Source organism: Aliiroseovarius sp. (genome assembly GCF_965228805.1).
GTDB lineage: Bacteria > Pseudomonadota > Alphaproteobacteria > Rhodobacterales > Rhodobacteraceae > JASBTN01.
Genome location: NZ_CBDDIE010000003.1, coordinates 166,599 through 193,427, shown reverse-complemented (window position 1 = coordinate 193,427; position 26,829 = coordinate 166,599). Strand labels below are relative to the sequence as shown.

The window sequence follows — 26,829 nt, the reverse complement described above, 5'->3', positions numbered from 1 at the left end:
CTTTCCCGAAGGGAGCCTCGGGTTGATCCATCACATGGGGGAGAGAGTAAAAGGAGCGGCCGGGGCAGGGTGGTTTGACAACCTTCCCTTTCATGTCGCAACCCAGACCTGTGAGAACTTCGGACTTCTCCTTCTGAAGGGCCCGACCACGAACCGGCAGCTCGTGTCAGATCTGGATTGGGCCAAGTCAGGCCATATTGGGTTCACTTTTCTGCGCCATGGCCCCGACGCGATGATTGAAAAACTCGCCGAACTGGAACGCAGGCGTCCCAACGACAACTCCCTCTACCGAGCTCGGTTTGGCGTCTTCTTCGAGTGGCTTCGCAATCGCGAAGATGATCCTGCCTTCGATGCAATCCGCGATCCAGTTCGGCAGTTCATTTTCGATACCTATCCCGTTCAGAAAGATGCATTGGTCCTCGGCGTCAAAAACCCAAGACGAAAGCTCCACACACACCGATCGCTTTCTAAAGAACGTCGGCTGGATTTCACCAAAACGGGTCATGCCCTCCTTCAGCGTGGCGATGTCCGGAAGAACGACAGCAACAGCTTCGAACTGCTGCGATACGTACCATCAAATGTGGCTGATGAGATTGCACATGAGTTGAATAGGGTGTTCACGGCCGAGCGGACGGCGAAAAAGCTCGGTGTGACACGTGCAACCCTTTCCCAGCTTTCTCAAAACAGGCTCATTCAGCCTCACTTCAAACATCGAGGCGCGGTCCCTGGTTTCCATAGCAACGAGATTTGGCGCTTTGCCACTTCCGTGACCAAAGGATGGGTGCCTTTTCTCGGCAACAAGTCAGCGGCCAAATGGGTATCTTTTCAAGATGCCGCCAAGCGATGCAAATGCGCTACTTGGCAAGTGCTTGGCATGGTCATCCCCTACGGTTTGCCGGTGACCAACCCGGATCGGAAAAAGAAGCTGCTCTCCGACCACATCACCTGCCCAAGGGCTTTGGCCAGGAAATATGATGAAGTCGAAAGGAACGCAGTCACCTTTCTGAAAGCGGGCAATATGTTGGGGTGTAATACAGCTCAGGTCGAAGAGCTCGTCGTGCGAGGTCTACTCACGGAGACACCCGCGTTTGCGATCCGGTCGAGAAAGAAATACCGGACCGTCGAACTGGCGGGTGTCCACTCCCTGCTAAACGGTGATCAGCAAATCTGACTGTCTGAGGGGGACGAGCGGGTGCTGCTCTGGCCACTTTTTTCGACTTCCCAGTGGAAGAACTTTCCTGAGTCAAAGGAAGAAACGCCAGCCTTTTTCGCAATCCGATGTCGGATTGCCCAATGAAATAAGGGACTCCGGTGGAAGGGTTATGGTGAGTCACCCACCCTTGGCAGTTCGAAGAAAGGTTCCGTTGGCGGCGGCCTTTTACGTTGATCGGTGCAAAGACAGGATTGTTTTTAACTCCGAGCCACCGTTTCTTTTCTTAAATCTCAGAAGCGGTGTTTCCGCGTCCCATGAAAAATTTTCTTTCCAGCATGCTTTAAGAATTCTTTACAAAACGTCTTCCTCGTACTACCTCCGATTCCGCTTCGGTCCTGTCGGCATGCCGGTGGGATAATAGGGAACACGGTGAGGTGTAGCCATCAGGCGCCAATTCCGTGACTGCCCCCGCAACTGTAAGCGGAGAGCGAGGCCGGACAAAGCCACTGTGCCGCCAAGCGGTGCGGGAAGGCCCGGCCAAGCTGCGACCCGCGAGTCAGGAGACCTGCCGAGGTGATCACCCAATCCGTACGCGGGGTGCGTGCGAGATTACGGTCTGTCCGTCGTGGTGACATTTTCGCCGCGGCCGGACTCCAAGATCTTCGACCGCAAAAATGGACTACTGCCCGCCCGCGAAACGAGGCGAGGCAATTCAGAGGGACGTGGCCAATGCTTGCCCGTATTCTTTCCACGACCGCGTTTGTCAGCGCGGTCTCCACGCCTGCGATCGCGCAGGATTACACCGATCTCGGCACCATTATCGTCTCTGGCGACCTTACGCTGTCTGCGAACCGCGGCGAGACCACCAAGACCGAGCGTAGCGGCTCTACGGTCGAAATTGTCACCCGTGAAGATCTTGAAGAAGCCGGCGACATTCAGGTCGCTGATTATCTTGCCACGCTTCCCGGTCTCAGCGTGACGGGCAACGGTGGCATCGGTTCGACCACCAGCCTGCGCATTCGTGGTTCATCCGGGCGCTATATCGGGGTTTACGTTGACGGTATCGACGTGAACGACCCGTCCGCCCCGCAGATTGCGTTTGATTTCGGAGGGTTGACCACGGACGATATCACTCGGATCGAAGTGCTTAAGGGCGCGCAGTCCGCCCTCTATGGTTCCGAAGCCATTGCTGGTGTCATCAATATCACCACGAACCGGGCCACCGAGCCGGGTCTGCACCACAACCTTGCGGCGGAATACGGCTCGCACAACACCGCACGGCTGTCGTACAACATGAGCTATCTTGGCGATTACGGCAGCTTCGCCGCCACGCTGAGCCACATTCGCACCGATGGAATTTCGGCCGCGGACGAGAACGCAGGCAACACCGAGGACGACGGCCACGAGGCCACCCGCCTGAGCTTCTCGGGTGAGTATGCGGTTTCGGACACGGTCACCATCGGCGGCTCGGGTTTCTGGCAGACCTCGGAAACCGAGTACGACGAATATAGCGGTGGCCCGGTGGACGGTGTGTCTCCGGACGAGCTGTCGGAAAGCGACCAATTCGGTTTGCGCGGCTTCGTGCGTGTCGAAGGTGGCGCGGTCGAGCATGAGTTCTCGCTGCAGTATTACCAGAACGACAGGCTTTCCTCCGGCACCAACGCCTGGGGGCCCTTCGCCTATGACTATCTGGGGGAGCGGATCGGGCTGGCTTATCAAGGTCAAGCCGAGCTGACCAACGCCACGCTAACCTTCGGGCTGGACGCGACGCGCGAGTCTTATGAAAGCGGCGTGCAAAACGGTGAACATGACATGCTGGGGGCCTGGGTTCAGGCCGATTGGCACCTGTCGGAGCAAGTTGAGTTGGTGACTGTCCTGCGTCACGACGATCATTCGGACTTTGGCGGCAAGACCACCGGCCGCGTGTCGCTGGCCTGGCTGCCCACGCCGGATATCACGGTCCGGGCCGCGGTGGGTACCGGGTTCCGTACGCCGTCGCTGTTCGAGCTCTTCTCGTCACCCTATGGCAATGCGGCGCTGCAGCCGGAAACCTCGGTCAGCTATGAGCTGGGTATCGAAAAGCGTTTTGACGGTGGTGAAGTTTCGGCCACCTTGTTCAGGACCGAGATCACCGACCTGATCGCTTGGTCGCCCACTGGCTACACGCAGACACCGGGGACCGGATGGGCCCAGGGGGTCGAGCTTGCCGCGGCCTTCAAGCTGTCCGACAGCCTGGATATGACGGCATCCTACACCTATACCGACAGCGAGAACGCTGCGACAGGTATGCGGCTGGCCCGGGTGCCGATGCACACGGCTGCCGTCCGCCTGAATGCCGAGGTGACGGATCGTTTGTCGACGGGCCTTGCAGTCAAGCATGTCGCCGGTCTGAACGATACGACCGGACCGCTGGCGGACTATACCGTGGTGGATGCTACGGTGACCTATGATGTTTCCGACAGCGCCGAGCTTTACCTGCGCGCCGAGAACCTGTTTGACGAGGAATATCAGACCGTCACGGGTTACGGCACGCCGGATCGCTCGTTCTACTTCGGCGCGCGGATGCAGTTCTGAGACTGGATCGTGCCATTATGAAGATCGGCTCTCACGCAATGGCCATGACTGCGATCGTGGTTATGGCCGCCACGTTCACCCTGGCTGGGCTTGTCCCCGGCCAGGGCATTCGCGCGGCCAGTGCGGCTGATCTGGCACTGTCGAGCCAACCGCCGCGTCGAGTTGTGTCGATGAACCTTTGCACCGACCAACTTGCGATGATGCTGGCCGCCCCCGGCCAGCTCCTGTCCGTTTCCTACCTGTCCTTTGACCCGCGTGGGTCCGCGATGGCCGGGGAGGCGCAGAAATACGTTCCCAACCATGGCCTTGCCGAAGAGATCTACCTGCTCGACCCCGACCTGGTGATCGCGGGCCGGTTCTCGACCCGAGCGACCGTTTCGATGCTGCGCCGTCTGGGTCTGCCGGTTGTGGTGATGGACCCTGCCTATTCCCTGTCTGAGGTTCGCGACCGTATCACCGAAATGGGTGAGGTTCTGCACCGCCAGGATGCTGCCACCGAGATGGCCGCGCAGTATGACCGCGATCTCGCCACGCTGGCTGCGCGCGCGCCGGAGGTCCACCCGCTGGCCGCGCTTTACTACGCGAATGGCTATACCTCGGGCGACCGCACCCTGGCCGGTCAAATCCTGAGCACCGCCGGGTTTCGCAATGCCGCCGTCGAAGCGGGCCTGCCCATGGGCGGGATATTCCCGCTGGAGATGCTGGCCATGTCCGATCCTGATGCCTTGATCACCGGTCGCCGCTATCCCGGCGCCTCACGATCCGAAGAAATTCTGGATCACCCTGTCGTGCAGGCGCTCGCCTCGAACCGAATGCAGGGCAGTGTGACCGACCGCGACTGGATCTGTGGTTCGCCCCATGTGCTGCGTGCCATTGCCGGGCTGGTTGCGTTGCATGATGTCCCGGAGGACAGCCAATGACCCGCCTTCTTCTGATCCTTGTTCCCTTGCTTGTGGCGCTGTTGGTCGCGGCGCTGCTGTTTGGTCCAGCGGGCGTGCCGATGGGCAAGAGCCTGCATGCGCTGTTTGTCGATACCGGTACCCCTCTGACACTGGTGATGCGCGAGATCCGCCTGCCGCGCGCGCTCTTGGCTGCGTTGGTCGGGGCAGGGTTGGGCCTGTCGGGCGCGGCGATGCAGGGGTACCTGCGCAACCCGCTGGCCGATCCGGGTCTGATTGGTGTGTCCGGGTCTGCAGCCTTGGGCGCGGTCCTGGCGATCCAGACCGGGTTTGCAGGTGTGATTGCGCTGGGTCTGCCCCTGGCCGCGCTGGGCGGCGCGCTGATCGGTGTCTTTCTGGTCCTTTTGCTGGCCGGTCCGCGCGGGGCGTCGATCACGTTGATCCTGGCGGGGGTCGCGGTCTCGTCGCTGGCCGGTGCGCTGACCTCTTTGGTCCTGAACCTGTCGCCGAACCCTTTCGCCGCGAATGAAATCATCTTCTGGATGATGGGCTCGCTGGCCGACCGATCCCTGGATCACCTGTGGCTGGCGCTACCCTTCTTCGTGCTGGGGGCGCTTTTGCTGCTGGGACTTGGTCGGGGCCTGGATGCGTTGACCTTGGGCGAGGATGCGGCCGAGGCGATGGGCATCAACCTCACCCGCCTGCGGCTTCTGTTGGTCTTAGGCGTGGCCTCCATCGTGGGCTCCGCCACCGCCGTTGCGGGCGCCATCGGTTTCATCGGCCTTGTTGTGCCCCACATTCTGCGCCCCTTCGTGAAGGCCCGGCCCTCGGCCCTTTTGTGGAGTTCGGCCCTGGGTGGCGCGATCCTTCTGCTAGCCGCCGATATCGCGGTGCGGGTGGTGCTGCCCGCGCGGGATCTGAAGCTGGGGGTCGTGACAGCCCTGATTGGCGCGCCGCTGTTTTTGCATCTGATCTACAAGACGCGGAGGCAAATGGGATGAGCTTGCTGTCTGTTTCCAAACTCAATGTGGCCCGTCGCGGGCGTGACATTCTGAAAGATGTCAGCCTGGAGATCGGCACGGGCGAGGTCGTGGGCCTGATCGGTCCCAATGGTGCCGGCAAGACCACCTTGATGCGCGCCGCGCTTGGCCTGATCGACGGCGAGGGTCACAGCAACCTGGCCGCCATGACCGCGCGGGAGCGGGCGAGGGCGGTGGCCTGGCTGCCGCAGGCGCGAGAGCTGGCCTGGCCCGTGGATGTCGAAACCGTGGTCACCCTGGGCCGCCTGCCGCATCTCGCCATGGGGCAACGCCCGCGAGATGAGGACGCCGCTGCCATCGAACAGGCGCTGGAGGACATGTCCTTGTCCGACATGCGGAAACGTACTGTCACCCGCCTGTCGGGCGGCGAACAGGCGCGGGTGCTGATTGCCCGGACCTTGGCGCAGCAGACGCCACTGGTGGTGACGGATGAGCCGATTGCAGGGCTGGATCCCGCCCACCAGATCGCGACGATGAAGATCTTTGAAGGCCTAGCCCACCGGGGCAAGGCGGTCCTGGTGTCGCTCCACGACCTGGGCCTGGCGGTGCGCCATTGCACGCGGCTGGTGTTGCTGTGTGATGGAGAGATCAAGGCAGACGGCCCGGCGGACCAGGTACTCTGCGCCAGTAACCTCAGTGCGCACTTTGGTATCACTGCGCATTTCGAAACCGGGCCTGAGGGCCCCGTTTTTCAGCCGCTTGAGGTGCTGGAATGACCGCGCGGGTCACGCTGGAGCGCCCCTGGCTGGAGATGCGCCTGACCCAGCCCATGCAGGTGCTGAGTTGGGTTCTGAATAGGCCCGGCTTCATCCATGCAGACCGGATTCTGTGGCGCGAAGTTCGCAACGCCGACCTGCCGCGCGAGCTGGATGTGGACACCTGGCTGGCGGGCGAATTGACGGCAAAGCAAGCCTCGGACGCACCGTGCTTCCTGACCTCGCGCAATATCACCCGCTTCGTCGAAGCCCGGGCTGCGGTGGAAGGGGTCGAGGCCCATGCCGTGATTACGTTGGGCCTGTCGAACGCGGAACGTGTTGGGACGCGCATGGCCTATGACGGCGACTGTTGGGGCACGATCAATATTGCGGTGGAATGCAGCCTTCGCCTCAGCCAACCCGCGATGCTTGAGGCGATGAGCATCATCACCCAGGCCCGCACCGCTGCCCTGGTCGAGCACGGCCCGCGCATAGGCACCGGGCAGGTGACCGGCACCGGCACCGATTGCATCGCCCTTGCCGCCCCTGTCGGGACCGAGCGTTTTGCCGGTCTGCACACCCCCCAGGCCGAGGCCATCGGCCAGGCCACTTACACCGCCATTTCCCAGGCGACCCAAAGTTGGATCGAGGAGAACAGCCATGGAACTTGAAACGCTGCTGCAAAGCGCTCTTACGGACGAAAACGCGGGCTGGAACATGGGGTCGTTCGGGGCCATCGCCGAATTTCACCATGTTGCGGGTGACCCGATGCCCGCGCCTCCGGGCGCGCTGACCCAGATGACCATGCGCGGTGGTGTGCGGATTGACCGGTTGGATGGCGTGAAACCCGTGGCCTGGGAGATGCTCAGCCCCAAGACCCACCGCTGGAGCCACGGCATCTCGCTCTGCCTGCCACGCGAGGAGGCGGCAATGGCCGGACGTAGGGTGCTGACCGAACTTGGCCCCGATGACGGCGCAATTCGTCCTGAGGACCGCGCGGCTATCCTGTTTGACATGGGGCTTGGGCAACATCAGGTCGATTTCTGCATTCGCACCGCCGATCCCGAGCTGCTGGACGTGCTGCGGGCGCAGGCCGAACGGTCGTTGTTCGACCAGGGCAACCCGGCCATGGGCGCGATCCTCAAGGCGCACCCGGCGCGCGTCGCGTTGACCCCGATTGGACGGGTTGAGGTCTATCAAAAGATCGGCGGGCCGGACACGGGTGGCAAATCGCCCGAAGGCCCCCATACCCATGTGCTGCCCAAGCTTCTGCGCGCGGGCCGCACTCACTCGGCCAATACACCCATTCCGGAAGGCTGGGTGCCCTGTGGCAATCTGCATCCCGAAAATCCGGTCATCGACCGGATGGGGGCCGACAAAACCCCGAACCGCGCTGCGCACGATCGGTTCCAAGCCCTGCTGAGCCAATGGGGGAGTGACGCCTACGTTGCCGCCAAAGCGCTGTTCGACAACGCGCTTGAAGCGGCCACTGGGCCGGAGGGCGTGGCCGGGCCGGGTTCGCGGCTGGAACGTGTCGGTCTGCGCAATGCGATCCGCCAGGCGCGGCGTTTCGATCAAGACAACCCGGTGATTGACGCCTGGGCGACGGCCTTCGACAAAGGCACGGAGCCTGACGAGGATGACGACCCGCAAAGCAAGGGGCATTGAGATGTTGTCTTCGATTTCCTCGATCCAATCCTTCCTGCAGACGGGCGGACCCGCGCTGTGGGTGATCGCCTTGCTTTCGGTCCTGCTTCTGGGACTGGTCATGTGGAAGCTCTTTCGGCTCATGCGCCTTGGTGCCTGGCAACGAGACCGGGCGGAGCGCGCCGTCGAGGCGCTGTCGCTGGGGCAGGGGGCGGACGTCAGCCGGGGCGGGTTGCGGATGCGGTTTCTGCGGGAGTGTCAGGAGGTTCTTGGCCGCAACCTGAGCGAAGCCGAACAGCGCGAGGAGATCACACGCCGCGCGCTGCGTCACCTCGCGGAGCTGCGCGAAGGGCTGCGCCCGCTGGATCTGATCGCTTCGGTCGCGCCGTTGGTGGGGCTGCTCGGTACTGTTCTGGGCATGATCGAGGCCTTCCAGGCCCTGCAGGAAAGCGGTGCCCAAGCGGATGCGGCTGCCCTGGCCGGTGGCATCTGGGAAGCACTTTTGACCACCGCAGCCGGTATGGCCGTGGCGATCCCGGCGACCATCGCGCAAAGCTGGTTTGCGTCCGTCGCCGAGGCCATGGGCCGCGACTTTGAAGACTACGCAACACAGCTGGTGCTGGCGCGGCCCCACTCCGCGCCAGAACTGAAGGTGGCCTGATGTTTTCGTTCCGGCTGGAGACCTCGCATCGACGCCTCGGCCTCACGCCGATGATCGACGTGGTGTTTCTGCTGCTGGTCTTTTTCATGCTGACCGCGCAATTCGCCCGCGACCTGAGCCTGCCCTTGCAGCAAGGGCAGGTGGGGGCGGCCTATTCCGGTCCGCCGCGCCTGCTGGTCGTCGGGGCAGAGGCGCTTTGGCTGAATGGAAGCGAGATTGCCGAGGAGGCTCTGTCCGACGCCATCGCCGCGCTGGTTTCGGATATGGACGACATTATCGTGCTGCGCGGCACCGAGGAGGCGCAGCTGCAAAGGCTGGTCGATGTGATGCGGCTTCTCAATGCCGCAGGCTACATGCGCCTTGCGGTGCTGGAGTGAGCCATGCAGTTTCGCACAGAGCCCCCCCAGCCCAAAGCCGAAGCGGTCGTGCCGATGATCAACGTGGTCTTCCTGCTGTTGGTCTTCTTCATGATGACCTCGCAGATTGCGCCGCCCGCCCCGGTCGACGTCACACCGCCCACAGCGACCCTTGAGGCAACCGCCGAAGGGCAGGCGCGGCTGTTCATAACGGGCGAGGGAACGGTCATGTTCGAGGAGGCCGAAGGGGATGCTGCCATTGAAGCCCTTGCAGCGCTTGCCCCAGACGCGCCGCTGACCGTCGCCGCCGATGCTGCCCTACCTGTGGTCGAGCTTGCCCGCCTGCTGAAGCGCCTGCCGCCCGATCTGCCCGTCGAACTTCTGGTGCAGCCATGAGGGCGTCCAGGTTGGAACTGCCAGGGTTCCTGGTTCTGGCCGTGGCCATGCATGTCGCGCTTTGGCCGGTGCGGGACGAATTCGGCGTCCAGGCCTCCGGAGCAGTGGGGCAGGCGCAGGTGTCTTTGCTGGCCAGCGCGGCGTCACTGGAGGTCCTGGTCGAGAGCTGGGAAACGCCACCTTCTGCGGGACCCGAGCCTGTCTCCATGCGGCCACCGCCCACCACGCCTGCGATGACTGTTCCTGAGGTGCGGCCCCACACGCCCGTGCCGCATGTGCTTCCGGCCAGGCCCGTTGTTGCCCAGGCACAGGAGCGTTTGCCCGACGCTGCGCAACAGCCACCACCGCGCCTGCCGCGTAGGCCTGAACGCACACTCGCGCCCACAGAAGACAGCGTGCAAGCGGCCCTGCCAAGCCCGCCTCAACCCAGCCCTACGGCCGAAACCCCGTCGGCGTCATCGGACAGTAGCGCGGCTCAAACCGCCCGCGGCTCCAAGGGTGGCAGTGCAGCAGGGCAATCCAGTGCGAGCGAAACCGCAGTCGGACAAGGGGATGCCCAGCGGCACCTGGCCCGCTGGGGCGGCAAGATCCGGGCAGCTATTGAACGCCGAAAGCGCTATCCCCGGGGGCTGCGCGTCTCTGGGACCGTGCGACTTTCGCTCATGGTTTCCACAGATGGCAGCCTGGTGTCCTACGCGCTCATCAGCAGCTCTGGAAACGCCGCTCTGGATGATGCGGCAAGGAACGCGGTGCGCACGGCGCGCTATCCCCGGGCGCGGGGCGGTGTTCCTGCCGGGAACCACGGGTTCAACATCACCTTGAGCTTTGCTCCCTGAGTGCTGGTGCCTGGCGTTCATCGCCGGATCTGGGGCCCTGTTCGCGCCTCGCTCAAGACCGGGCTGTTGACCCTCTGCAAGCAGCACAACGCCGAGAGTACCCGGGATCCCGCGTCCCGGATTTACGGCTGCACCTCGCCTCTGCTACTCCTGTCACAAGGACGCGTTCTGCAGGAGATTGTTCATTGCTGCCGAAAACACTCCACCTCACTGTTGTGGCCACTGTCAGCGCCCTGCTGTTGATGGCGTCTTCGGCCCTGGCAACCGAGCGTTCCGAGGACATTCCGGATTGGTTACAGAACCATGTCGGCACGGGAGAGGGCAAGATCGCGCCGGTGATCCTGCAAAGGGCGCGATTGCTGCATCAGAGGAAGCTACGTGAAGGCGCGGTCAGCAATCCCTGCTACCTTGCCATGGATGCAACACGCCCAAGCGCCGGACCCGGCGGGGAGCCGGGCCGCCGCTTTTACATCATCTGTGAAGCCGAGAAATCCTTTCGTGCTGTCTCATCCGGCTATGGCAATGGGCGGAAGTTGCAGCGTGCGAACTTCTCGAACGGACGCCAGTGCGCCAAGAATTTCAGCAATGCCGAGGGCTCGAAGCTGACCGCAGGCGGGGCCTATGTGACGGCCGAGACTCGCACCTCGTTCAAGGGATATTTCACCCAATCCGGCGAAAGGGTGCCTTTCTATCGCACCTTTCTGCTGTTCGATGGGGAAGGCGAAACGGACAACGCCCGGGAGAGGGCGATTGGCGGGCATCAGGCCAGGTTCCTGAAATGGCAGTGCCGGTTCCAGAAGCCGGACAGCCCCCATGCCGATGACGAGGGCTATGTCCCCTACGGGCGTCTGGTGGATTATACCGGTGGGCGTAGCAACGGGTGCACGACCTGGTCGGAGGAGGTGTCGGCCGAGATCCTTGCTTTGGTCGAAGGGAACCCGACGACGCTCTATATCTATCCGGAATCTGGTGATGTCGACGCGGTTGCGGCGGCGGTACGGAAGCGGCAATCGCTCGTACAGGCTGGTCTTTACTGGAACGCTCAATGTCTGAATCACATCGGCACACCCAGGTTCTGGCCCAAGCGCGACCTGCAGCCAATCATCAACGCGTGGCGGGACTCCTTGCCGCAATATACGCCAAAGCCTCTGCCAATCTGCAACTGATCAGAAGGCCTGTGCAGGGTGGGGAGGCCTTGGATCGGCTTCCTTCGAAGAGAAGCCCTTGTCCGTGCCTGGACGTACCATAGGTGGCACAGCTTATGTTTGGGAGGTTAAGAAGAACGTCCCGATGAGCCCCACGACGCCAAGCGTCCAAAGGTCGAATTGCCACATGGGCCAGCGTGGGGTGAGCGGATGCCAGAGGAGGTACAGGGGGCCGCCGGTCTGCTCTCGCAAACGGTGGCGCACATGCCATCCAGCCCGGAACGCCATGACCCCGATCAAGCCGAACCCCAGCACGGCGAAGCCGTCGATCCCCGTAAAATCCTGCGCCCAGATTGACATGATCGCTATGATAAGGTTCAGGACGATACCTTTGCTAAAATAGCCGCTGTCGAAAGGCACGTCCTGCTGGCGACGGCAGGAAGCCAAACGTCCTGCCCATATGACGGTAGAGGGGCGGCAGGCCCATTGCGACTTGGCCGGCCAAAATCAGGTAGAAAATGCCGCAAAGGAACGTCAGGGAAGCGGTGAGCGCGAGCCCGTGGAAGAGCGTGTCATAGATCATTGATGAATGTTCTCAGGGGGTACTGATTGAGAAGAGGCTGCCGGGGCGTTGGTTGAAAAGCTGCTCACGTCGACGGGTTAGAACACTCCCATTTCAAGTCCCGCGCCGAACGCTTCTCCCAACTCCCGTGCCTGGGAGATCTGCGCCTCGGTTAGGGTCTTTTGCGCCAGGATCTGCTCCGGCGTTTGCGCGTGGGTGCAGATGATCAGGGGCGGTTGAACCTCACGCAGGCGCCAGCCCGTGGCGATGCGCGCCAGTTGTCTTGCTGCGCCTTGCCCGTCGGACCCGGCGCAGATCATCTGTGCATAGGGGCGCCCCTCGATCCGGCCCAGAACTGGATAGTAGCAGCGGTCGAAGAACTCCTTCATCAGCCCTGACAGGGTGGCCAGGTTCTCCGGTGCGACGAAAAGATATCCGTCCGCTGAAAGAAGGTGTTCCGACCCTGCCTCATCCGCACGCAAAAGCGTACAGGACAGGTGGGCGCGCGCGGCTTCGGCAGCGGCTTCGGCCATCTGTCGACTGCCGCCGGTACGGGAGTGGTAGACGATCAGAAGTTCCGCCATGGGCGCATGTTGGCCGCCCCCGGGCGGGATGTCAAAGCCCGGCTGGTGCGCGGGGGCCTACCCGGTGCGTTGGCTGCGCCAAAGGGCAGTCTCGTCTGGTGTGCCTGTGTCTGCCGCCTGTGTGATCTGGCCCAGGCCCGTGTCAAAATGGGCAAGGGCTTCGCTCAACGACATGGCCTCGCCGTTCAGGGCTTGGCTGGCTGCGGTGGTCTCTTCGAACATGGCCGCATTCTGTTGCGTTGCCGAATCCAGCTGGGTGATCGCGGTGTTGATTTCGGAAATCCCAGTGGACTGTTCCACGGCCGAGCTGGCGATTTCCGACACGAAGCTGGAGATATCAAGGATGCTGTGCAGGATGTTGTCCAGTGCGCGCCCAGCCTCGTCCACGGATTGCACGCCTTGGTCCACCTGATCCGAGCTGATGCGAATCAAGTCGCCCACCTCCTGTGCTGCGGCGGCGGTACGCTGGGATAGGTCGCGCACCTCCTGCGCCACCACGGCGAACCCACGCCCGGCCTCGCCCGCACGGGCAGCCTCAACCCCGGCATTCAAGGCCAATAGGTTGGTCTGGAACGCGACCCCGTCGATCACTTCGATCACCTTGGCAATCTTGTCCGAGCTCTCCTTGATGCCGGCCATGCTGTTGACCGCGTTGCGTACGACCTTTCCGCTGTTTTCCGACTTGGCGCGAATGTCACGCACCACGTCATCGGCGCGCTTGGCCCCCTCGGCGCTTTGCTGAACCGACCCGGTTATGCTGTCCAGGGCGGAGGCTGTCTGTTCCAGTGTTGCCGCCGTGGTTTCGGTGCGCCGCGCCAGGTCGCTCGCGGCAGTCGAGATTTCGGTCGTATTGCGGTTGATCTCATCCCCATTGGCGGCAATCGTCAGCAAGGCCGCCTGGAGAGCGCCAATGGCGTCGTTGAAATCGGTGCGGAGTTTCTCGTAGCCCTCGGCAAAGGGTGTTTCCAGCCGAAAGGTCAGTCGCCCGGCGGCGAGCGCGCCAAGCCCATCGGCCAGGGCGGTCACGACTGCCTGCTGTTCTGCCGCGCGGGCCTCGCGTTCGGCCCGCTGGCGGGCTTCTTCCTGAGCCTGGCGTTCCGCCTCCTGCGCTTCGATAGCGTCCCGTTCCTCGCGGGCGCGGCGGGCCTCTTCTTCCCGAGCCTTTTCCTCTTTCGCAAGGCGGGCGTTCAGTTCTTGCTGCTGCTGACGCGCCTCGGCCTCCTCCCGCTCCAGACGCTGCTTGTCCAGAAGGTTGTCGCGGAACTCCTCGACCGCCTGGCCCAGCTTACCGAACTCGTCATGTCGGTCGGCATCTTCCGCGTGCCAATCCGTGTCCCCGTCGCGCATCCGGTCGATCAGGGCAATCACCCGGTTCAACGGCCCGGTGACTGAGTTCGAGATGAACAGGGCCAATGCCGCAAAGACGACGAAGATGCCCAGACCGATTGCGCCGGCCTGGATATAGGCGCTGCGGATCAAGCCCTCGATCTCGCTGCGCGAAAAGCCGATGACCAGTTGCCCCAGAAGCTCGCCCTCCTCGGTCAGAAGCGGTTCGGCGATGAAGGTTTCGTGCCCCTCGGTGCGGATCTGCTCTTCGGTTGATGCCAGGTCAAACCGCCCGATCGCCCCGTCCCAGTGCGGTTTCCAGGCCTCCAACGCGAGGAATTCCGCCATCACGTCGTCGCGCACGATGACCCGGGCAAATTCGGTAAAGGAAAGGGCGTCGAGCCCCTGCAAGGAATGTGCCGCAATATCCGGCTGAAAGTTCCAGATGGCATCGGAGATGGGGGCCGCCAGGAAATGCGGAGCCAGGGTGATTTCCTCTTCGAACGTGGCTTCGAGCTGATGAGTGTATCGGGTGGACCAGAACAGCGTGTAGCCCGCGATGAACAGGAACAGGGCGCCGAGAATCGAGCCGAGGATTCGGGTCTTCACGGAATGGAGGCGGAGGGGCTGTGTCATGCGGGGCTTCCTTCAAGCGTCGGGGGAGGGCCGCGTCCGCGGCCCCTTGAATCGCGGCGGGCTCAGTAGCCCATGTACTGGTCGCCCAGCACGTCGCGGTAGCGATCTGCCCATTTCGTATTGATCGCCTGGATGGTGCCGTCCGTGGTGGCTTCGGCGAAGCAGCGGTCGAAATCCGCCGCATGTGCAGGGTTGCGGAAGGCCATGGTGTAGCTCGACGGTGCGAAGGTGGCGTTGAAACGCACGTGCTGGTTCGGATCGAATCCCAGGTTGTCGCCATTGGCCGCCAGTTGCCGATTGTATTCGGCAAAGATCATGCCGTCGCCCACCACTGCGTCGATCCGGCCCGAGAACAGAAGCTGGCTGTGCACCATCTGGTCGGTCACTTCGCGGTAGCTCGAGAAACTGTCGGTCGCCGCCCCCAGGTCGGGCAGGATGTCGGAGGCGCCTTGGAACGTCACCACGCTACGCCCGGCAAGGTCGCCAAGGCTGGTGACCGGGGTTTGCGCCCCCAGGAACGAGACGCCGTTCTGATAGTTCACATAGGCCACGCTGGCGGTTCCGGCGGTGGGCATGCCCATGGGCACGGTGGTTACCGCGTCGCCCCTGCCGGCGTCGAAACTGGCCCAGTGGCGGGTAAAGGGCTGCAGTTCCCAGGTCACGCTGTGGCCACAGCGTTCCAGCGTGGTGCGAATGATCTCCGCCTCGCGCCCGTCGCCGCCCGCCATCATCATTGGTGGCAGGTCTGCCCCGATCACGAGTATGTCGTCAGCGGCGGCGGCTCCTGCCATCATGGTGAGAGACAGGGTCAAAGCGGTGGTCGTCTTGGTCATATTGGTCCCTTCCTGAGTGGTGGTCCGGGAAGGGTTGTCCGCAAACCCTCAAGAAAGGGTTTGCGCTCACGGGATGCCGAAAATTCTAAACAGTTTTATCCTTTCGACTAATCAGCCGAGGCGGTCTGGACGCAGGTTTTCAAGGGCTTCGAGCGGCAACTCGCTTTTGGCGCCGGAGACCAGATCGGCCAGCAGTATTGCGGTCGCAGGGGCGGTCTGGAACCCGTATCCGCCCTGACCCGCGCACCACAGGAAGTTGGGGTCACGCGCGTCGGGGCCGATCACAAGGTTGCGGTCGGGGGCGAAGGTGCGCAGTCCGGCCCAGTTCGAAATCAGCCGGGTCACCGGTTCGGTGACCATCTCCTCATACCGTGCCAGCCCCTCGGCCAGGACCATGTCATCGGCCCAGGCATCATGAGGGTCGCAGGGATCCTCCTCGCTGGGTGACACCAGCAGTGCACCTGCATCCGGCTTGGCATACCAGGCATTGCCGGAGCCGAAGACCATCGGCCAGGCCGAGACGTTGCGCCCGCCCGGCGCCGGAAGGCGCGCCATCGAGCGGCGCAGGGGCGTGAAGCCCAGTGGCTGGACCCCGGCCATGCGCGCCACGTCGTCGACCCAGGCCCCGGCGGCGTTGATCAGTTTCTTTGCGGTGTAGTCCCGCTCGTCCGCTATGACTTCCCAGCCTGTGGGGGTACGCATGATCGCCTCCACCCTGGCCCCGGTCACGATCTCGCCATGTGCGCGTAGGATCCGTGCGTAACCCTGCAACAATAGGTCGGTGTCGATGTCCCAGATATCCGTGCTGAAGGCCGCGTGAGCGATTCGGCCCGGGTTCAGGATGGGCATTCTGGTAAGCGCCTCGTCCAAACCGATTGGCTCCAGATGCATATCGCGGTATTCCTGTCCGAATTCCTCCGCGCGCTCCGCTCCGGCCACCAGCATCAACCCGCGATCGGACAAGACCCCGACCTGGTGGTGGTAGTCATAGGAGGCGGTTGTCAGGGCACGCACCGCCGGGTTGCCGTAGCCCTCGACGAACAGAGCCGCCGAGCGACCCGAGGCGTGGTAGCCGAGTGCGCTTTCCGCCTCCAGTAGAGTGACCTTGCCGAGCGCCGACAGGGCTGCGCCCGCCGAAACACCGGCGATGCCGCCGCCGATGACAATGAAATCGCTCTCTTGGCTCATGAGCTCCGCTCCCCTTGGACCGCTTGCGCGGAGATTGTCATGGACCCTGAGCGGGGGGAAGCGCGTTTTGCGCAGCAAAACGCGCCACGCCCAACCTTCGGCAAGCAGCGCAGCTGCGCCGCTCGAAGGGCGGGAGCGCCCCGCCCGCCGCAGGCGACATCGCCCATGGCTGGCGTTGCCAAACGGAAAAGCCCCCGCCTGAGCGGGGGCTTCGCTTGGCTTTACCGTCCCGGCTGCGCCGGGCCGCGGGGTAAGAGCCTGCGGCTCTTACTGCGGGATTTCGCCTTCCAGGCCTTCGACATAGAAGTTCATGCCAGCAAGCCCGTCGTCACCATAGTCGGATGCGGTCTCGCCCGCGGCCAGCCAGGGGGTGCCGTCCTGCTTGTTCAGCGGACCGGTAAAGGCGTGGTATTCACCCGAGCCCAGCGCGTCACGCAGCGCTTCGGCTTCGGCTTTCACGTCAGCCGGAACCGCGTCGGAGATCTCACCGATGCCGACCATGCCGGCGCCGATGCCGTCCCAGGTCGAAACGCTCTCCCAGGTGCCGTCCATCACCGCCTGGGTGCGGGCGATGTAATAGGGGGCCCAGGCGTCGATGATCGAGCTCACGCGCGGATGCGGCGCATATTCACCCATGTCCGAGGCCTGGCCGAAGGTGATCACGTTACCGGCTTCCTGGGCGGCGGCCTGCGGGGCGGTCGAGTCAGTGTGCTGCAGGATCACGTCGGCGCCCTGTTCGATCAGCGCCTTGGCCGCGTCGGCTTCCTTCGCCGGGTCGAACCAGGTGTAGGCCCAGATGATCTTGAACTGCACATCCGGGTTCACGCGTTTGGCGTGGATATAGGCCGAGTTGATGCCGCGGACGACCTCGGGGATCGGGAAGGAGGCGATGTAGCCGATGATGTTCGACTCGGTCATCTTGCCGGCAATGTGGCCCTGTACGGCGCGACCTTCATAGAAACGGGCCGAATAGACCGACACGTTGTCCGCCTGCTTGTAGCCGGTGGCGTGCTCGAACTTCACGTTCGGGAACTTGGCAGCGACGTTGATGGTCGGGTCCATGTAGCCAAACGAGGTGGTAAAGATCAGGTCGGCCCCGGCCAGCGCCATCTGGGTGATCGCACGTTCGGCGTCGGCCCCTTCCGGCACGCTTTCCTGGTACACGGTTTCAACCTTGTCGCCGAAATGCTCTTCGACGGCCAGGCGACCCTGGTTGTGTTCATAGGTCCAGCCACCGTCGCCGACGGGGCCCACATAGATGAAGCCGACCTTGGTCGGGTCGTCAGCCTGGGCCGCACCGGCCAGGCCAATCGCCATGGCGGCCGAGGCCAGAAGAGTTTTCATGGAACGCATATCAATCTCCCTTGATGGTTCAGTCAGGTTTGGTGCCGCCCGTATGAAGCTCTTTCTCGGCTTCCAGAAGGGCGGTGGTTACAATGGCCGAGGGCACGGCAATGATGCCCAGACCGGTGAAAAGAACGAGCGTGGTAAAAATCCTCCCGCCCAGGGTTATCGGAACCATATCGCCATAGCCCACGGTCGTGAAGCTTGCGACGGCCCACCAAAGGCTGACAGGGATCGAGGTAAAGACCTCCGGCTGGGCCTCGTGTTCGAAGATATAGATGCCAACACTGGCGACATAAAGCATCAGGCCCGAAACCACGGCAAAAATCATCAACTCTCCGCGCACCTCATGCATGGCATGGATCAGCCGATTCAATGCACGTGAGGTGCGGAACAGCTTCAACAGCCGCACCAGTCGGATCAGGCGGAAGGCACGCACCACCTGCCATTGCGGGGTCAGAAGAGCGATAGCGGGCACGATGGTCAGGAAGTCGATCAGCCCCCAAAAGCTGAAGGCGTATTTCAGCGGGCGGGGAGAGCAGGTCAGGCGCAGGATGTATTCGATGGTGAAAATGCCCAGCAGGACCACCTCGAAGCTGAACAGGCCACGGCGCAGCCCCTCAGGCAGGCTGGGTTCCGTTTCCAAGGCGATGGCCAGGGCCGACAGCAGGATGAGACCATTCATCCCCAGGGCCACCGTATTCCCGAGCCTCGGGTGGTAGCCGTCCAGGACCTCTATGATCTCGTGTCGGGTCAATTGCGCCTCAATGCGATGCGTGGAAGATACGGCCCAGGCTGCCTGGCGCGCCGTGCTTGCCCTTGAGCGAGATGGCGACCAGCACGAGGATCGTGATGACATAGGGCGACATGGATAGGTATTCGACCGGGATGGCCACGCCCGCGGCCTGCAGGTTCAACTGCAACACGGTGATGCCGCCGAACAGATAAGCGCCCAGCAGCACCCGCCAGGGCCGCCAGGAGGCGAAGACCACGATCGCCAGCGCGATCCAGCCCGCGCCCGCGGTCATGCCCTCGACCCACTGCGGTACGCGCACGAGCGAGATATAGGCCCCGCCCAGCCCTGCACAGGCACCACCGAAGCCAATCGCCATCATGCGCACGCGCACGACCTTGTAGCCCAGCTGGTGCGCTGCATCATGATTCTCGCCCACAGCGCGCAGGATCAGCCCGGCACGGGTGAATTTCAGCACGTACCAAACCGCGGCGATCAGGATCAGGCTCACGTAAACCATCGGGTCGTGATTGAAGAGGATCGGTCCCAGGACCGGGATGTCGGACAAGAGCGGAATGTCCCATTTTGCCAGCGTCGGCACCTTCATGCCCTCGTAGGGCTTACCAATCAGTGAAGACAGGCCCAGCCCGAAGAGCGTCAGGCCCAGCCCGGTGGCGACCTGGTTGGACAGCAGAAACAGCACCAGCACGGCAAAGAGCATCGACAGAGCCGCGCCCGCGAAAGCTGCGCCGACGAAACCCAAGGCCGGGCTGCTCGTGTTGACGCCGATGGCAAAGCCCACCACCGCGCCGGTGATCATCATGCCCTCGACGCCCAGGTTCAGCACGCCCGCCTTTTCGACCACGGCTTCGCCAATGGCCGCAAGAAGGATCGGGGTCGCCGCCACCATCAGGGAGGCGATCAGCAGGATTGGATTGATTTGTCCAAGGTCCATCACGCCGCCTCCTTCCAGGCAAACCGAATGCGGTAGTTCGACAGCACGTCCATGGCGAGCAGGAAGAACAGCAGCATGCCCTGGAACATCTGGATGGCCGCTGCGGGCAGGCCCAGCATCAGCTGCGCCAACTCTCCACCAATGTAGGTCAGTGCCATGAGCAGCCCCGCTAGCAGGATGCCAATGGGGTGCAGACGCCCCAGGAATGCGACAATGATCGCGGTAAAGCCGTAACCCGAGCCGAAGTCGATGGTGACCTGTCCGGAGGGACCCGAGACTTCGAACAGCCCGGCCATGCCCGCCAGAGCTCCGGACATGCCCAGGCAGAACAGCACCAGGCGGGTCGGGTTCACCCCTGCGAACCGCGCCGCGCGCGGGGCTTCGCCGGTCAGGCGCACCTGGAACCCCAGCATATGCCGCGTCAGCAGCACATAGGCGAAGATGACCGCGATGAAGGCGGCAACGACGCCCCAATGCATACCGGAGTTCGCGATGATCTCGGCATTGTGTCCCGCCGGGAAGTCCTTGAAGTTGCGGCTGCCGGGGAAGCCCATGCCATCGGGGTTGCGCAGAAGACCCTGGCTGACCGAGGCCAACCAGCTTTCCGCCACATAGACCAGCATCAGGCTGACCAGGATCTCATTGGTGCCGAACTTGGTTTTCAGGATGCCGGGGATCATCGCCCAGGCCCAGCCGCCAAGCGCGCCCGCCAGCACCATGGCCGGGAAGATCAGGAAGCTCTCGGAGGGGTAAAAGGCCAGGCCGACACCGGCGCCGCAGATGGCACCCATGATGTATTGGCCTTCCGCACCGATGTTCCAGATGCCTGCGCGAAATCCCAGCGACAGGCCGATGGCAATCAGGATCAGCGGCCCGGCTTTCACCAGCAGTTGCGGGCGGGAGTAAGGGCCGAAGGTCTCGTGAAACAGCGGGTCCCAGAAGATTGTGCGAATGGCCTCGATTGGGTCTTTTCCGAGGAAGGTAAACAGGATGCCGCCCGCGATCATCGTTGCAATGACGGCCAGGATCGGCGTGACACCGGCCCAGAACCTGGACGGAGAGGGGCGTTTTTCCAGGCGGATCATGCGTCACCTCCTACCGCTTGCTCAGGCGCAATGTCCTTCATGTCATGGGCGCCGCCCATCATCAGGCCGATATCCTCGACCGTCAGCCCGGCGGTGGGCACCGGATCGGCCAACCGACCTTCATTGAGGGCGGTGAACCGGTCAGCCACCTCCATCAGCTCGTCCAGGTCCTGGCTGATCACCACCACGGCGGCGCCGTGATGGGCCAGGTCCAAGAGCGCCTGGCGGATGTCGGCGGCCGCCGAGGCATCCACGCCCCAGGTCGGCTGGTTCACCACCAGCACCTCCGGCCGCTGCATGATCTCACGCCCGATGACGAATTTCTGCAGATTGCCGCCGGACAGGGAACGCGCGGCATTCTCAGGCCCCGGGGTGCGCACGTCGAAGTTCTCGATGATGCGCAGGGCGAAGGCCTCGGCGGCACTCCACTTGATGAACCCGTTTTCGGCCAGGTGTTTGCGCAAGGAGCCGGTCAAAAGCGCGTTTTCTGTCAGGGACATGTCCGGCGCGGCGGCGTGCCCCAGTCGTTCCTCCGGAGCGGCCAGAAGTCCCTTGGCGCGACGCTGGTTCGGGCCAAGATGCCCCACGTCCTGCCCCATCAGCCGGATCGCGCCGGGGCAGAGAAGCTCGCCTGACAGCGCCAGCAGCAGCTCGTCCTGCCCATTGCCCGCGACACCGCCGATGCCCAGCACCTCGCCGCCGAAAACCTGCAGGTTGATGTTCCTCAGATCGGTGCCGAACTCGCCGGGGCTTGCCATATTCAGCCCATCAACCTCCAGCACCAGTCGCGTGGCCTGCGCGGGCTTGCGTTCCGGCACATGTAACGAGGTGCCCACCATCATCTCGGCCAGTTGGCGCGCCGATTTCTCGCGCGGGTCGCAGGTGTCCACCACCTTGCCCAGCCGCAGGATCGTCGCATGTTCACAGAGTGCACGGATTTCCTCAAGCTTATGAGAAATATACAGAATTGCCGTGCCTTCCGAGGTCAACTTGCGAAGGGTGTGAAACAGGATCTCGACCTCCTGCGGTGTCAGCACCGAGGTGGGTTCGTCCATGATCAAGAGTTTCGGGTCCTGCAAGAGGCAGCGAATGATCTCGACCCGCTGGCGTTCGCCTGCGGACAGGTCGCCCACCACCCGCTCCGGATCCAGCGGCAGGCCGTAGTCCTGGCTGACCTTGCGGATGCGCGCCGACAGTTCGCGTTGCGGCGGGGGGTTATCCATGCCCAAGGCGATGTTCTCGGCCACGTTCAACGCATCGAAAAGCGAAAAATGCTGAAACACCATCGCGACGCCCGCGGCCCGGGCGGCGGCCGGGTTGGCGGGGATGAAGCTTTCACCGTTCAGGGTCATGGCGCCCGCATCGGGCTTCACCAGCCCATAGATCATCTTGACCAGGGTCGATTTCCCCGCGCCGTTTTCCCCCAGAAGCGCATGCACCTCGCCGGGGCGGATCGCGAAGGACACATCGTCATTCGCCACCACCCCCGGATAGGCCTTCCTGAGCCCTTCAAGATTCAGCAGTACGTCTGCCATCCCCTGTGTCGTCAAAGACTTGTCCCCTGTTGGCCTGTCCATTGTCATTGTCCTGTTGGGCCGCGTCTTTCAGTAGCGCGGCGGCGACCCCGACCGCAATGGCCTGCGGCGCTTTGCCCAAGGATGGGTCGCCAATTGGACAGGCGATGCGTGAAATTTGCGCTTCCGCGTGGCCCATGGCGGCCAGACGGGCACGAAAACGGGACCACTTCGTTGCGCTACCGATCAGGCCCGCGCTTTCGAAGGGCCGCGAGAGAATCGCGTGACACAGTGCCAGGTCCAGCGTGTGCGAATAGGTCAGGATCAAGTGCCGTGCCTGATCCGGCGCCAAGGCGGTGGCGCGGTCGGGATGCGGTGTCGGCAGGGCGGTGACGCCTTGTGGCAGCTCCGTAGGGAACCGTTCCGGCCCGGTATCCACCCAGGTCACGTCGAAATGATCAAGCGGCGCCAGGACGCTCACGATGGCCCGTCCGACATGGCCTGCGCCATAGATCCAGAGCGGCATGCGGGTCCGGTTGATCGGTTCGATGAACCACCCTTGCAGGGTTTGCGGTGCGGGTTGGTTGCCTTGGTTGCGGGCCTGCGAGATCAGGCGCTTGACCGCCAGCGGCATCTCGGTTCCGGTGAGGCTGCGGGTGTGAACCTGTTGGTTTTCAAGAGGTTCGAGGGTATCTGCGTCGAAGTGTTCGCAGAGCAAGGTAACCGCCCCGCCGCAGCATTGGCCCAAAGATGGACCCAGGGGAATGCGCTCAACGAAAGGGGCGGACAGCGCGCGTTCGGCGGCGCGCAATTCAAGCTCACCGCCGCCGATGGTGCCGGATTGGCAGGTCGTGCCGTCCTCGGTCCAGACCAGCATTGCCGCCCCGACTTCGCGCGGGGCGGAGCCGACCACATCCGCCACCACCACCCGCGCGACCCGGCCATGGCGCGCCACAGCGGCGCGCAGGATGTCCAGGTCGAAGCTCATGCGCGCACCCGGTTGATGGCGGCCAGGATACGCTCCGCCGTGGCAGGCGCATCCAGCGCCGGATAGCCGGGACCGCAGGCGGACACCGCGTCGGACAGGGCGAGGAAGGCGCTGATGCCCAGCATGAAGGGCGGCTCACCCACCGCCTTGGAGCGATAGATCGTCTCCTCGCGGTTCTCGCCATCCCAGAGCGACACGTTGAACACCTCCGGCGCATCGCGCGCGGTGGGGATCTTGTAGGTGGCGGGCGCATTGGTCAGCAAGCGGCCGTCGTCGTCCCACAGAAGTTCCTCCATCGTCAGCCAGCCCGCGCCCTGCACATAGCCACCCTCGACCTGGCCGATGTCCAACGCCGGGTTCAGGCTGGCGCCCGCGTCATGCAGGATGTCCGCGCGCAGGATACGGTTTTCGCCGGTCAGCGTGTCGATCACCACTTCGGTGGCGGCCACGCCATAGGCGAAATAGAAGAACGGGCGGCCCTGGCCGCGGGTCCGGTCCCAGGACAGTTTCGGCGTACGGTAATAACCCGTTGCAGATAGGCTGATCCGGGCCAGATACGCGATTTGTGCAACTTCGGCGAAGGAAAAGACCTGATTACCCACTTGCACTTTTCCATCTTCAAAGAGGATTTCTTCGGCAGAAATGGCATGTTCCTTACACAAATGCTGCACGATGCGGGATTTGATCGTCTCGCAGGCAATTTTCACGGCCATGCCGTTCAAATCGGATCCGGATGAGGCCGCTGTGGCAGAGGTATTGGGCACTTTCGCCGTATCAGTGGCCGTGATGCGCACCTGGTCAAGCCCGATCCCAAACACGCGCGCGGCTACTTGCGCGATTTTCTGGTTCAGCCCCTGGCCCATTTCGGTGCCGCCATGGTTCATCGCCACGGACCCGTCCTGATAGACATGCACCAGTGCGCCCGCCTGGTTCAGATGGGTGAGCGTGAAGGAAATGCCGAACTTCACCGGGCTCAGCGCCAGGCCTTTCTTCAGCACTGGGTTGTCACGGTTCCAGGCGTCCACGGCGTCGCGACGGGTCTTGTAGTCCGCACGTTGCAGCAGCTCCTCCACCATCGGCTGAAGCTCGAAATCCGCGACCTCCATACCGTAATGGGTGCTCTGGCGTGGGGCATTGGGTTCCGAATAGAAATTGCGCCGCCGCAGCTCGACCGGGTCCATATTCAGTTCATGCGCCACATGGTCCAGCGCCCGTTCAATGCCGAACATGCCCTGGGGGCCGCCAAAGCCGCGAAAGGCGGTTGCGCTGGCGGTGTTGGTCTTCAGCCGGTGACTTTCAATCCGCATGGTGGGGATGTGATAGGCATTGTCGGCGTGCAACATGGCACGGTCGGCGACAGGAAGACTCAGATCCTGGGCCCAGCCGCAGCGCACCAAGTGGGTGAAATCGACGGCTAGGAGGTGGCCGGTGTTGTCCACGCCGATCCGGTAGGTGATACGGAAATCGTGCCGTTTGCCGGTGATGACCATGTCGTCATCCCGGTCATAGCGCATCTTGCAGGCGCACCCGGTTGCCTCAGCGGCCACGGCGCAGGCAACGGCCAAGGCATTGCCCTGGCTTTCTTTTCCGCCGAAACCGCCGCCCATGCGCCGGGTCTCGACCCGTACCCCATGCATCGGCAGGCCCAGGGCCTCGGCGACCTTGTGCTGGATCTCGGTCGGATGCTGGGTCGAGCTGTGCACGACCATGTCACCATTGTCCTGCGGCAGCGCGGCGGCGGCCTGGCCTTCGAGGTAGAAATGCTCCTGCCCGCCCAACTCGACCGTGCCTTCGATCACATGTGCGGCCCCGGCGAGGGCGGTTTCGATATCTCCATTCTGCCAGATCACCGGCCCGTCCTCGAACCGGCTGTTCGCGGCCAGGGCCTGGTCGATGGTGATGAGGGCAGGTAGGGCCTCGATATCGATCTTGGCCAGCCGTGCGGCCTTGCGGGCGGCACGGTGGGAGGCGGCGGCGACCAGGAATATCGGTTGCCCGTGGTAGAAGACCTCATCCTCGGCCAGCAGAGGTTCATCGTGGACCGACGGCGAGACGTCGTTGGCGAAGGGCAGATCGGCTGCGGTGATGACGGCTGTGACCCCGGGCGCCGCGCGCACCGCATCGAGGTTCAGCCCCCGGATACGCCCGCGCGCGACCTCGGACAGGCCAAAGGCCAGGTGCAGCGCATTCGCCGGAAGCGGAATGTCGTCGAGGTAGCGCGCGGACCCTGAAACATGCAGCGCGGCAGAATCGTGGGGTAGAGGCGTACCGATGCTCATGGCGTCACCTCCTCGATTGCAGCGGGCGTGCCCTGATCCTCGTGCCAATAGCGCAGAAGCAGGTTGCGCGCGACCTCGCGTCGGTAATCCACGCCCGCGCGCAGGTCGGAGATCGGGGTGAAATCAGTGGCAAAGACCTCAAGTGCGGCAGTGATCGTCTCATACGTCCAAGGCTGGCCAATCAGCGCCTGTTCAACTGCTTCGGCCCGTTTGACCACTCCTGCCATCCCGCCGAAAGCGATGCGTGCAGATTGCACTTTTCCTACTTCTACATGGATATTGAAGGCACCAAGCAGCGTGGAAATATCTTGATCGAACCTTCGCGCAATCTTGTAGCTGCGCAGGTTGTCCGGCTGGCGGGGGATCGAAACGGCCTCGATGAACTCGCCCTCCATACGGTCCTGTCGGCCGTAGGCAACGTAGTAATCCTCAAGCGGCAGGCTGCGGCGCGTATTGCGGTGACGCAGGTGCAGATCGGCCCCGAGGGCAATGAGCGGTGGCGGGGTCTCGGCGATTGGCGAGCCATTGGCGACGTTGCCCCCGATCGTCCCGGCGGCGCGCACCTGAGCGGAGCCGAAGCGCGTCAGCATCTCGGCAAATCCCGGATGATGGTCGAACATCACCTGGCGCAGGGCCTCGATGGAGGTTCCGGCTCCGAAGGTTATCCGGCCCTCGGTGATCTCGACCTCATCGAATCCCTGGACATGGCCAAGGAAAATCGGGAAGGGCAGGTCCTTCAACGCCTTGTTCACGTCGAGCGCAACTTCGGTTGCGCCGGCGATCAGCGTGGCCTCGGGATGATCCGCGTAGAGGGTTGCGAGCGCGTCAACGGAGCCCGGGCAGGCCGGGCCCGCCTCCTTGCTCGCGTCGGCCTTGGGGGCCTCCAGCGCCGCTTTCAGATGTGGTGGGGGCGCCTGGGTGGCCGCGGCGTCGGCGGCGCGCAGAACGGGGGCGTATCCCGTGCAGCGACACAAATTTCCACTCAGTAATGCTTTGATATCCTTGGTTGAATGCAGATGTCCAGTCGCCAGAGCCGTGGCAAATCCGGGCGTGCAGAAGCCGCATTGCGAGCCGTGGTGATCTACCAGCGCCTGTTGCACAGGATGGGGTGTTCCATCGGGCGCCGCCAAGCCTTCGACCGTGACCAAGGCCTTGCCGTCCAGGTGGCCCAGCATCATCAGGCAGGCGTTCTGTGGGCGGATGCCCGCAGCATCGCCCACCACGACCGAACAGGCGCCGCAGTCACCCTCGTTGCAGCCCTCTTTGGTGCCGGTCAGGCCCCTGTCCTCGCGCAGAAAATCCAGAACGGACCGGGTGGGATCCACACCGGTCAGTGACACACGCTCTCCGTTCAGACGAAAGGAGATATCCATCAGAAAGTCCCGCCGCCTTACCCTGTC

26 protein-coding genes and 1 riboswitch are annotated in these 26,829 nt (G+C 63.2%); of the genes, 12 read left to right on the top strand and 14 right to left on the bottom strand.

What is annotated here, in order from left to right:
- The first annotated feature begins 22 nt into the window (after positions 1 to 22).
- The 12 genes from ACO07D_RS01925 (at position 23) to ACO07D_RS01870 (ending at position 11,423) form a co-directional block, all read left to right on the top strand.
- Positions 23 to 1,171: a hypothetical protein gene (locus ACO07D_RS01925; RefSeq protein WP_421701249.1), complete on the top strand. Its 1,149-nt coding sequence runs from the start codon at positions 23 to 25 to the stop codon at positions 1,169 to 1,171.
- Positions 1,172 to 1,526: 355 nt separating this feature from the next.
- Positions 1,527 to 1,740: riboswitch (cobalamin riboswitch) on the top strand.
- A 142-nt stretch (positions 1,741 to 1,882) separates the two neighbouring features.
- Complete coding sequence (locus ACO07D_RS01920; RefSeq protein ID WP_421701248.1) at positions 1,883 to 3,727, top strand: TonB-dependent receptor plug domain-containing protein; 1,845 nt, start codon at positions 1,883 to 1,885, stop codon at positions 3,725 to 3,727.
- A gap of 44 nt (positions 3,728 to 3,771) precedes the next feature.
- Positions 3,772 to 4,647 (top strand): ABC transporter substrate-binding protein, encoded by an 876-nt coding sequence (locus ACO07D_RS01915; RefSeq protein WP_421701246.1) that lies wholly within the window; start codon positions 3,772 to 3,774, stop codon positions 4,645 to 4,647.
- Positions 4,644 to 5,627 carry a FecCD family ABC transporter permease gene (locus tag ACO07D_RS01910; protein WP_421701245.1) on the top strand — a complete coding sequence of 328 codons (984 nt, stop codon included), beginning with the start codon at positions 4,644 to 4,646 and terminating at the stop codon, positions 5,625 to 5,627. Before ACO07D_RS01915 ends, ACO07D_RS01910 begins: the two co-directional genes overlap by 4 nt.
- Positions 5,624 to 6,382 (top strand): ABC transporter ATP-binding protein, encoded by a 759-nt coding sequence (locus tag ACO07D_RS01905; RefSeq protein WP_421701244.1) that lies wholly within the window; start codon positions 5,624 to 5,626, stop codon positions 6,380 to 6,382. Before ACO07D_RS01910 ends, ACO07D_RS01905 begins: the two co-directional genes overlap by 4 nt.
- On the top strand, positions 6,379 to 7,032 hold the full coding sequence (locus ACO07D_RS01900; RefSeq protein WP_421701242.1) for an adenosylcobinamide amidohydrolase: 654 nt from the start codon (positions 6,379 to 6,381) through the stop codon (positions 7,030 to 7,032). The genes ACO07D_RS01905 and ACO07D_RS01900 overlap by 4 nt, the downstream gene beginning before the upstream one ends.
- Positions 7,022 to 8,029: a DUF6925 family protein gene (locus ACO07D_RS01895; RefSeq protein ID WP_421701241.1), complete on the top strand. Its 1,008-nt coding sequence runs from the start codon at positions 7,022 to 7,024 to the stop codon at positions 8,027 to 8,029. Before ACO07D_RS01900 ends, ACO07D_RS01895 begins: the two co-directional genes overlap by 11 nt.
- A 1-nt stretch (position 8,030) precedes the next feature.
- Positions 8,031 to 8,669: a MotA/TolQ/ExbB proton channel family protein gene (locus ACO07D_RS01890; protein ID WP_421701240.1), complete on the top strand. Its 639-nt coding sequence runs from the start codon at positions 8,031 to 8,033 to the stop codon at positions 8,667 to 8,669.
- Entirely contained in the window at positions 8,669 to 9,046 is a 378-nt protein-coding gene (locus ACO07D_RS01885) for an ExbD/TolR family protein (RefSeq protein WP_421701239.1), read from the top strand. The genes ACO07D_RS01890 and ACO07D_RS01885 overlap by 1 nt, the downstream gene beginning before the upstream one ends.
- 3 nt (positions 9,047 to 9,049) lie before the next feature.
- The gene (locus ACO07D_RS01880; RefSeq protein WP_421701238.1) at positions 9,050 to 9,421 is read left to right on the top strand and encodes an ExbD/TolR family protein; all 372 of its coding nucleotides are present in this window, start codon (positions 9,050 to 9,052) and stop codon (positions 9,419 to 9,421) included.
- A complete protein-coding gene (locus ACO07D_RS01875; RefSeq protein WP_421701237.1) occupies positions 9,418 to 10,257 on the top strand; it encodes a TonB family protein in 840 nt (279 codons plus the stop codon). The genes ACO07D_RS01880 and ACO07D_RS01875 overlap by 4 nt, the downstream gene beginning before the upstream one ends.
- A gap of 185 nt (positions 10,258 to 10,442) precedes the next feature.
- Positions 10,443 to 11,423: a hypothetical protein gene (locus tag ACO07D_RS01870; protein WP_421701236.1), complete on the top strand. Its 981-nt coding sequence runs from the start codon at positions 10,443 to 10,445 to the stop codon at positions 11,421 to 11,423.
- 93 nt (positions 11,424 to 11,516) lie between these two features.
- Here ACO07D_RS01870 and ACO07D_RS01865 read toward each other — a convergent pair whose 3' ends face one another.
- The 14 genes from ACO07D_RS01865 to xdhA form a co-directional block, all read right to left on the bottom strand.
- The gene (locus ACO07D_RS01865; protein WP_421701235.1) at positions 11,517 to 11,822 is read right to left on the bottom strand and encodes a hypothetical protein; all 306 of its coding nucleotides are present in this window, start codon (positions 11,820 to 11,822) and stop codon (positions 11,517 to 11,519) included.
- Positions 11,797 to 11,985 carry a hypothetical protein gene (locus ACO07D_RS01860; protein WP_421701234.1) on the bottom strand — a complete coding sequence of 63 codons (189 nt, stop codon included), beginning with the start codon at positions 11,983 to 11,985 and terminating at the stop codon, positions 11,797 to 11,799. Before ACO07D_RS01860 ends, ACO07D_RS01865 begins: the two co-directional genes overlap by 26 nt.
- A gap of 77 nt (positions 11,986 to 12,062) precedes the next feature.
- Positions 12,063 to 12,548 carry a flavodoxin family protein gene (locus ACO07D_RS01855; protein ID WP_421701233.1) on the bottom strand — a complete coding sequence of 162 codons (486 nt, stop codon included), beginning with the start codon at positions 12,546 to 12,548 and terminating at the stop codon, positions 12,063 to 12,065.
- Between the two features lie 57 nt (positions 12,549 to 12,605).
- Positions 12,606 to 14,510 carry a methyl-accepting chemotaxis protein gene (locus tag ACO07D_RS01850; RefSeq protein ID WP_421701232.1) on the bottom strand — a complete coding sequence of 635 codons (1,905 nt, stop codon included), beginning with the start codon at positions 14,508 to 14,510 and terminating at the stop codon, positions 12,606 to 12,608.
- A 62-nt stretch (positions 14,511 to 14,572) separates the two neighbouring features.
- Positions 14,573 to 15,343: a substrate-binding periplasmic protein gene (locus ACO07D_RS01845; protein ID WP_421701231.1), complete on the bottom strand. Its 771-nt coding sequence runs from the start codon at positions 15,341 to 15,343 to the stop codon at positions 14,573 to 14,575.
- Positions 15,344 to 15,454: 111 nt separating this feature from the next.
- Positions 15,455 to 16,531 carry an NAD(P)/FAD-dependent oxidoreductase gene (locus ACO07D_RS01840; RefSeq protein ID WP_421701230.1) on the bottom strand — a complete coding sequence of 359 codons (1,077 nt, stop codon included), beginning with the start codon at positions 16,529 to 16,531 and terminating at the stop codon, positions 15,455 to 15,457.
- Positions 16,532 to 16,798: 267 nt separating this feature from the next.
- Positions 16,799 to 17,875, bottom strand: a complete 1,077-nt coding sequence (locus tag ACO07D_RS01835; protein WP_421701229.1) for a BMP family ABC transporter substrate-binding protein — start codon at positions 17,873 to 17,875, stop codon at positions 16,799 to 16,801.
- A gap of 28 nt (positions 17,876 to 17,903) precedes the next feature.
- The gene (locus ACO07D_RS01830; RefSeq protein ID WP_421701228.1) at positions 17,904 to 18,560 is read right to left on the bottom strand and encodes an ion transporter; all 657 of its coding nucleotides are present in this window, start codon (positions 18,558 to 18,560) and stop codon (positions 17,904 to 17,906) included.
- A 79-nt stretch (positions 18,561 to 18,639) separates the two neighbouring features.
- Positions 18,640 to 19,563 carry an ABC transporter permease gene (locus ACO07D_RS01825; RefSeq protein WP_421701227.1) on the bottom strand — a complete coding sequence of 308 codons (924 nt, stop codon included), beginning with the start codon at positions 19,561 to 19,563 and terminating at the stop codon, positions 18,640 to 18,642.
- Complete coding sequence (locus ACO07D_RS01820) at positions 19,563 to 20,648, bottom strand: ABC transporter permease (protein ID WP_421701225.1); 1,086 nt, start codon at positions 20,646 to 20,648, stop codon at positions 19,563 to 19,565. Before ACO07D_RS01820 ends, ACO07D_RS01825 begins: the two co-directional genes overlap by 1 nt.
- Entirely contained in the window at positions 20,645 to 22,183 is a 1,539-nt protein-coding gene (locus tag ACO07D_RS01815; protein WP_421701224.1) for an ABC transporter ATP-binding protein, read from the bottom strand. The genes ACO07D_RS01820 and ACO07D_RS01815 overlap by 4 nt, the downstream gene beginning before the upstream one ends.
- Entirely contained in the window at positions 22,158 to 23,150 is a 993-nt protein-coding gene (gene xdhC / locus ACO07D_RS01810; protein WP_421701223.1) for a xanthine dehydrogenase accessory protein XdhC, read from the bottom strand. Before xdhC ends, ACO07D_RS01815 begins: the two co-directional genes overlap by 26 nt.
- A complete protein-coding gene (gene xdhB, locus ACO07D_RS01805) occupies positions 23,147 to 25,429 on the bottom strand; it encodes a xanthine dehydrogenase molybdopterin binding subunit (protein ID WP_421701222.1) in 2,283 nt (760 codons plus the stop codon). The genes xdhC and xdhB overlap by 4 nt, the downstream gene beginning before the upstream one ends.
- Positions 25,426 to 26,802, bottom strand: a complete 1,377-nt coding sequence (gene xdhA / locus ACO07D_RS01800) for a xanthine dehydrogenase small subunit (protein ID WP_421701221.1) — start codon at positions 26,800 to 26,802, stop codon at positions 25,426 to 25,428. Before xdhA ends, xdhB begins: the two co-directional genes overlap by 4 nt.
- Between the last annotated feature and the right edge of the window lie 27 nt (positions 26,803 to 26,829).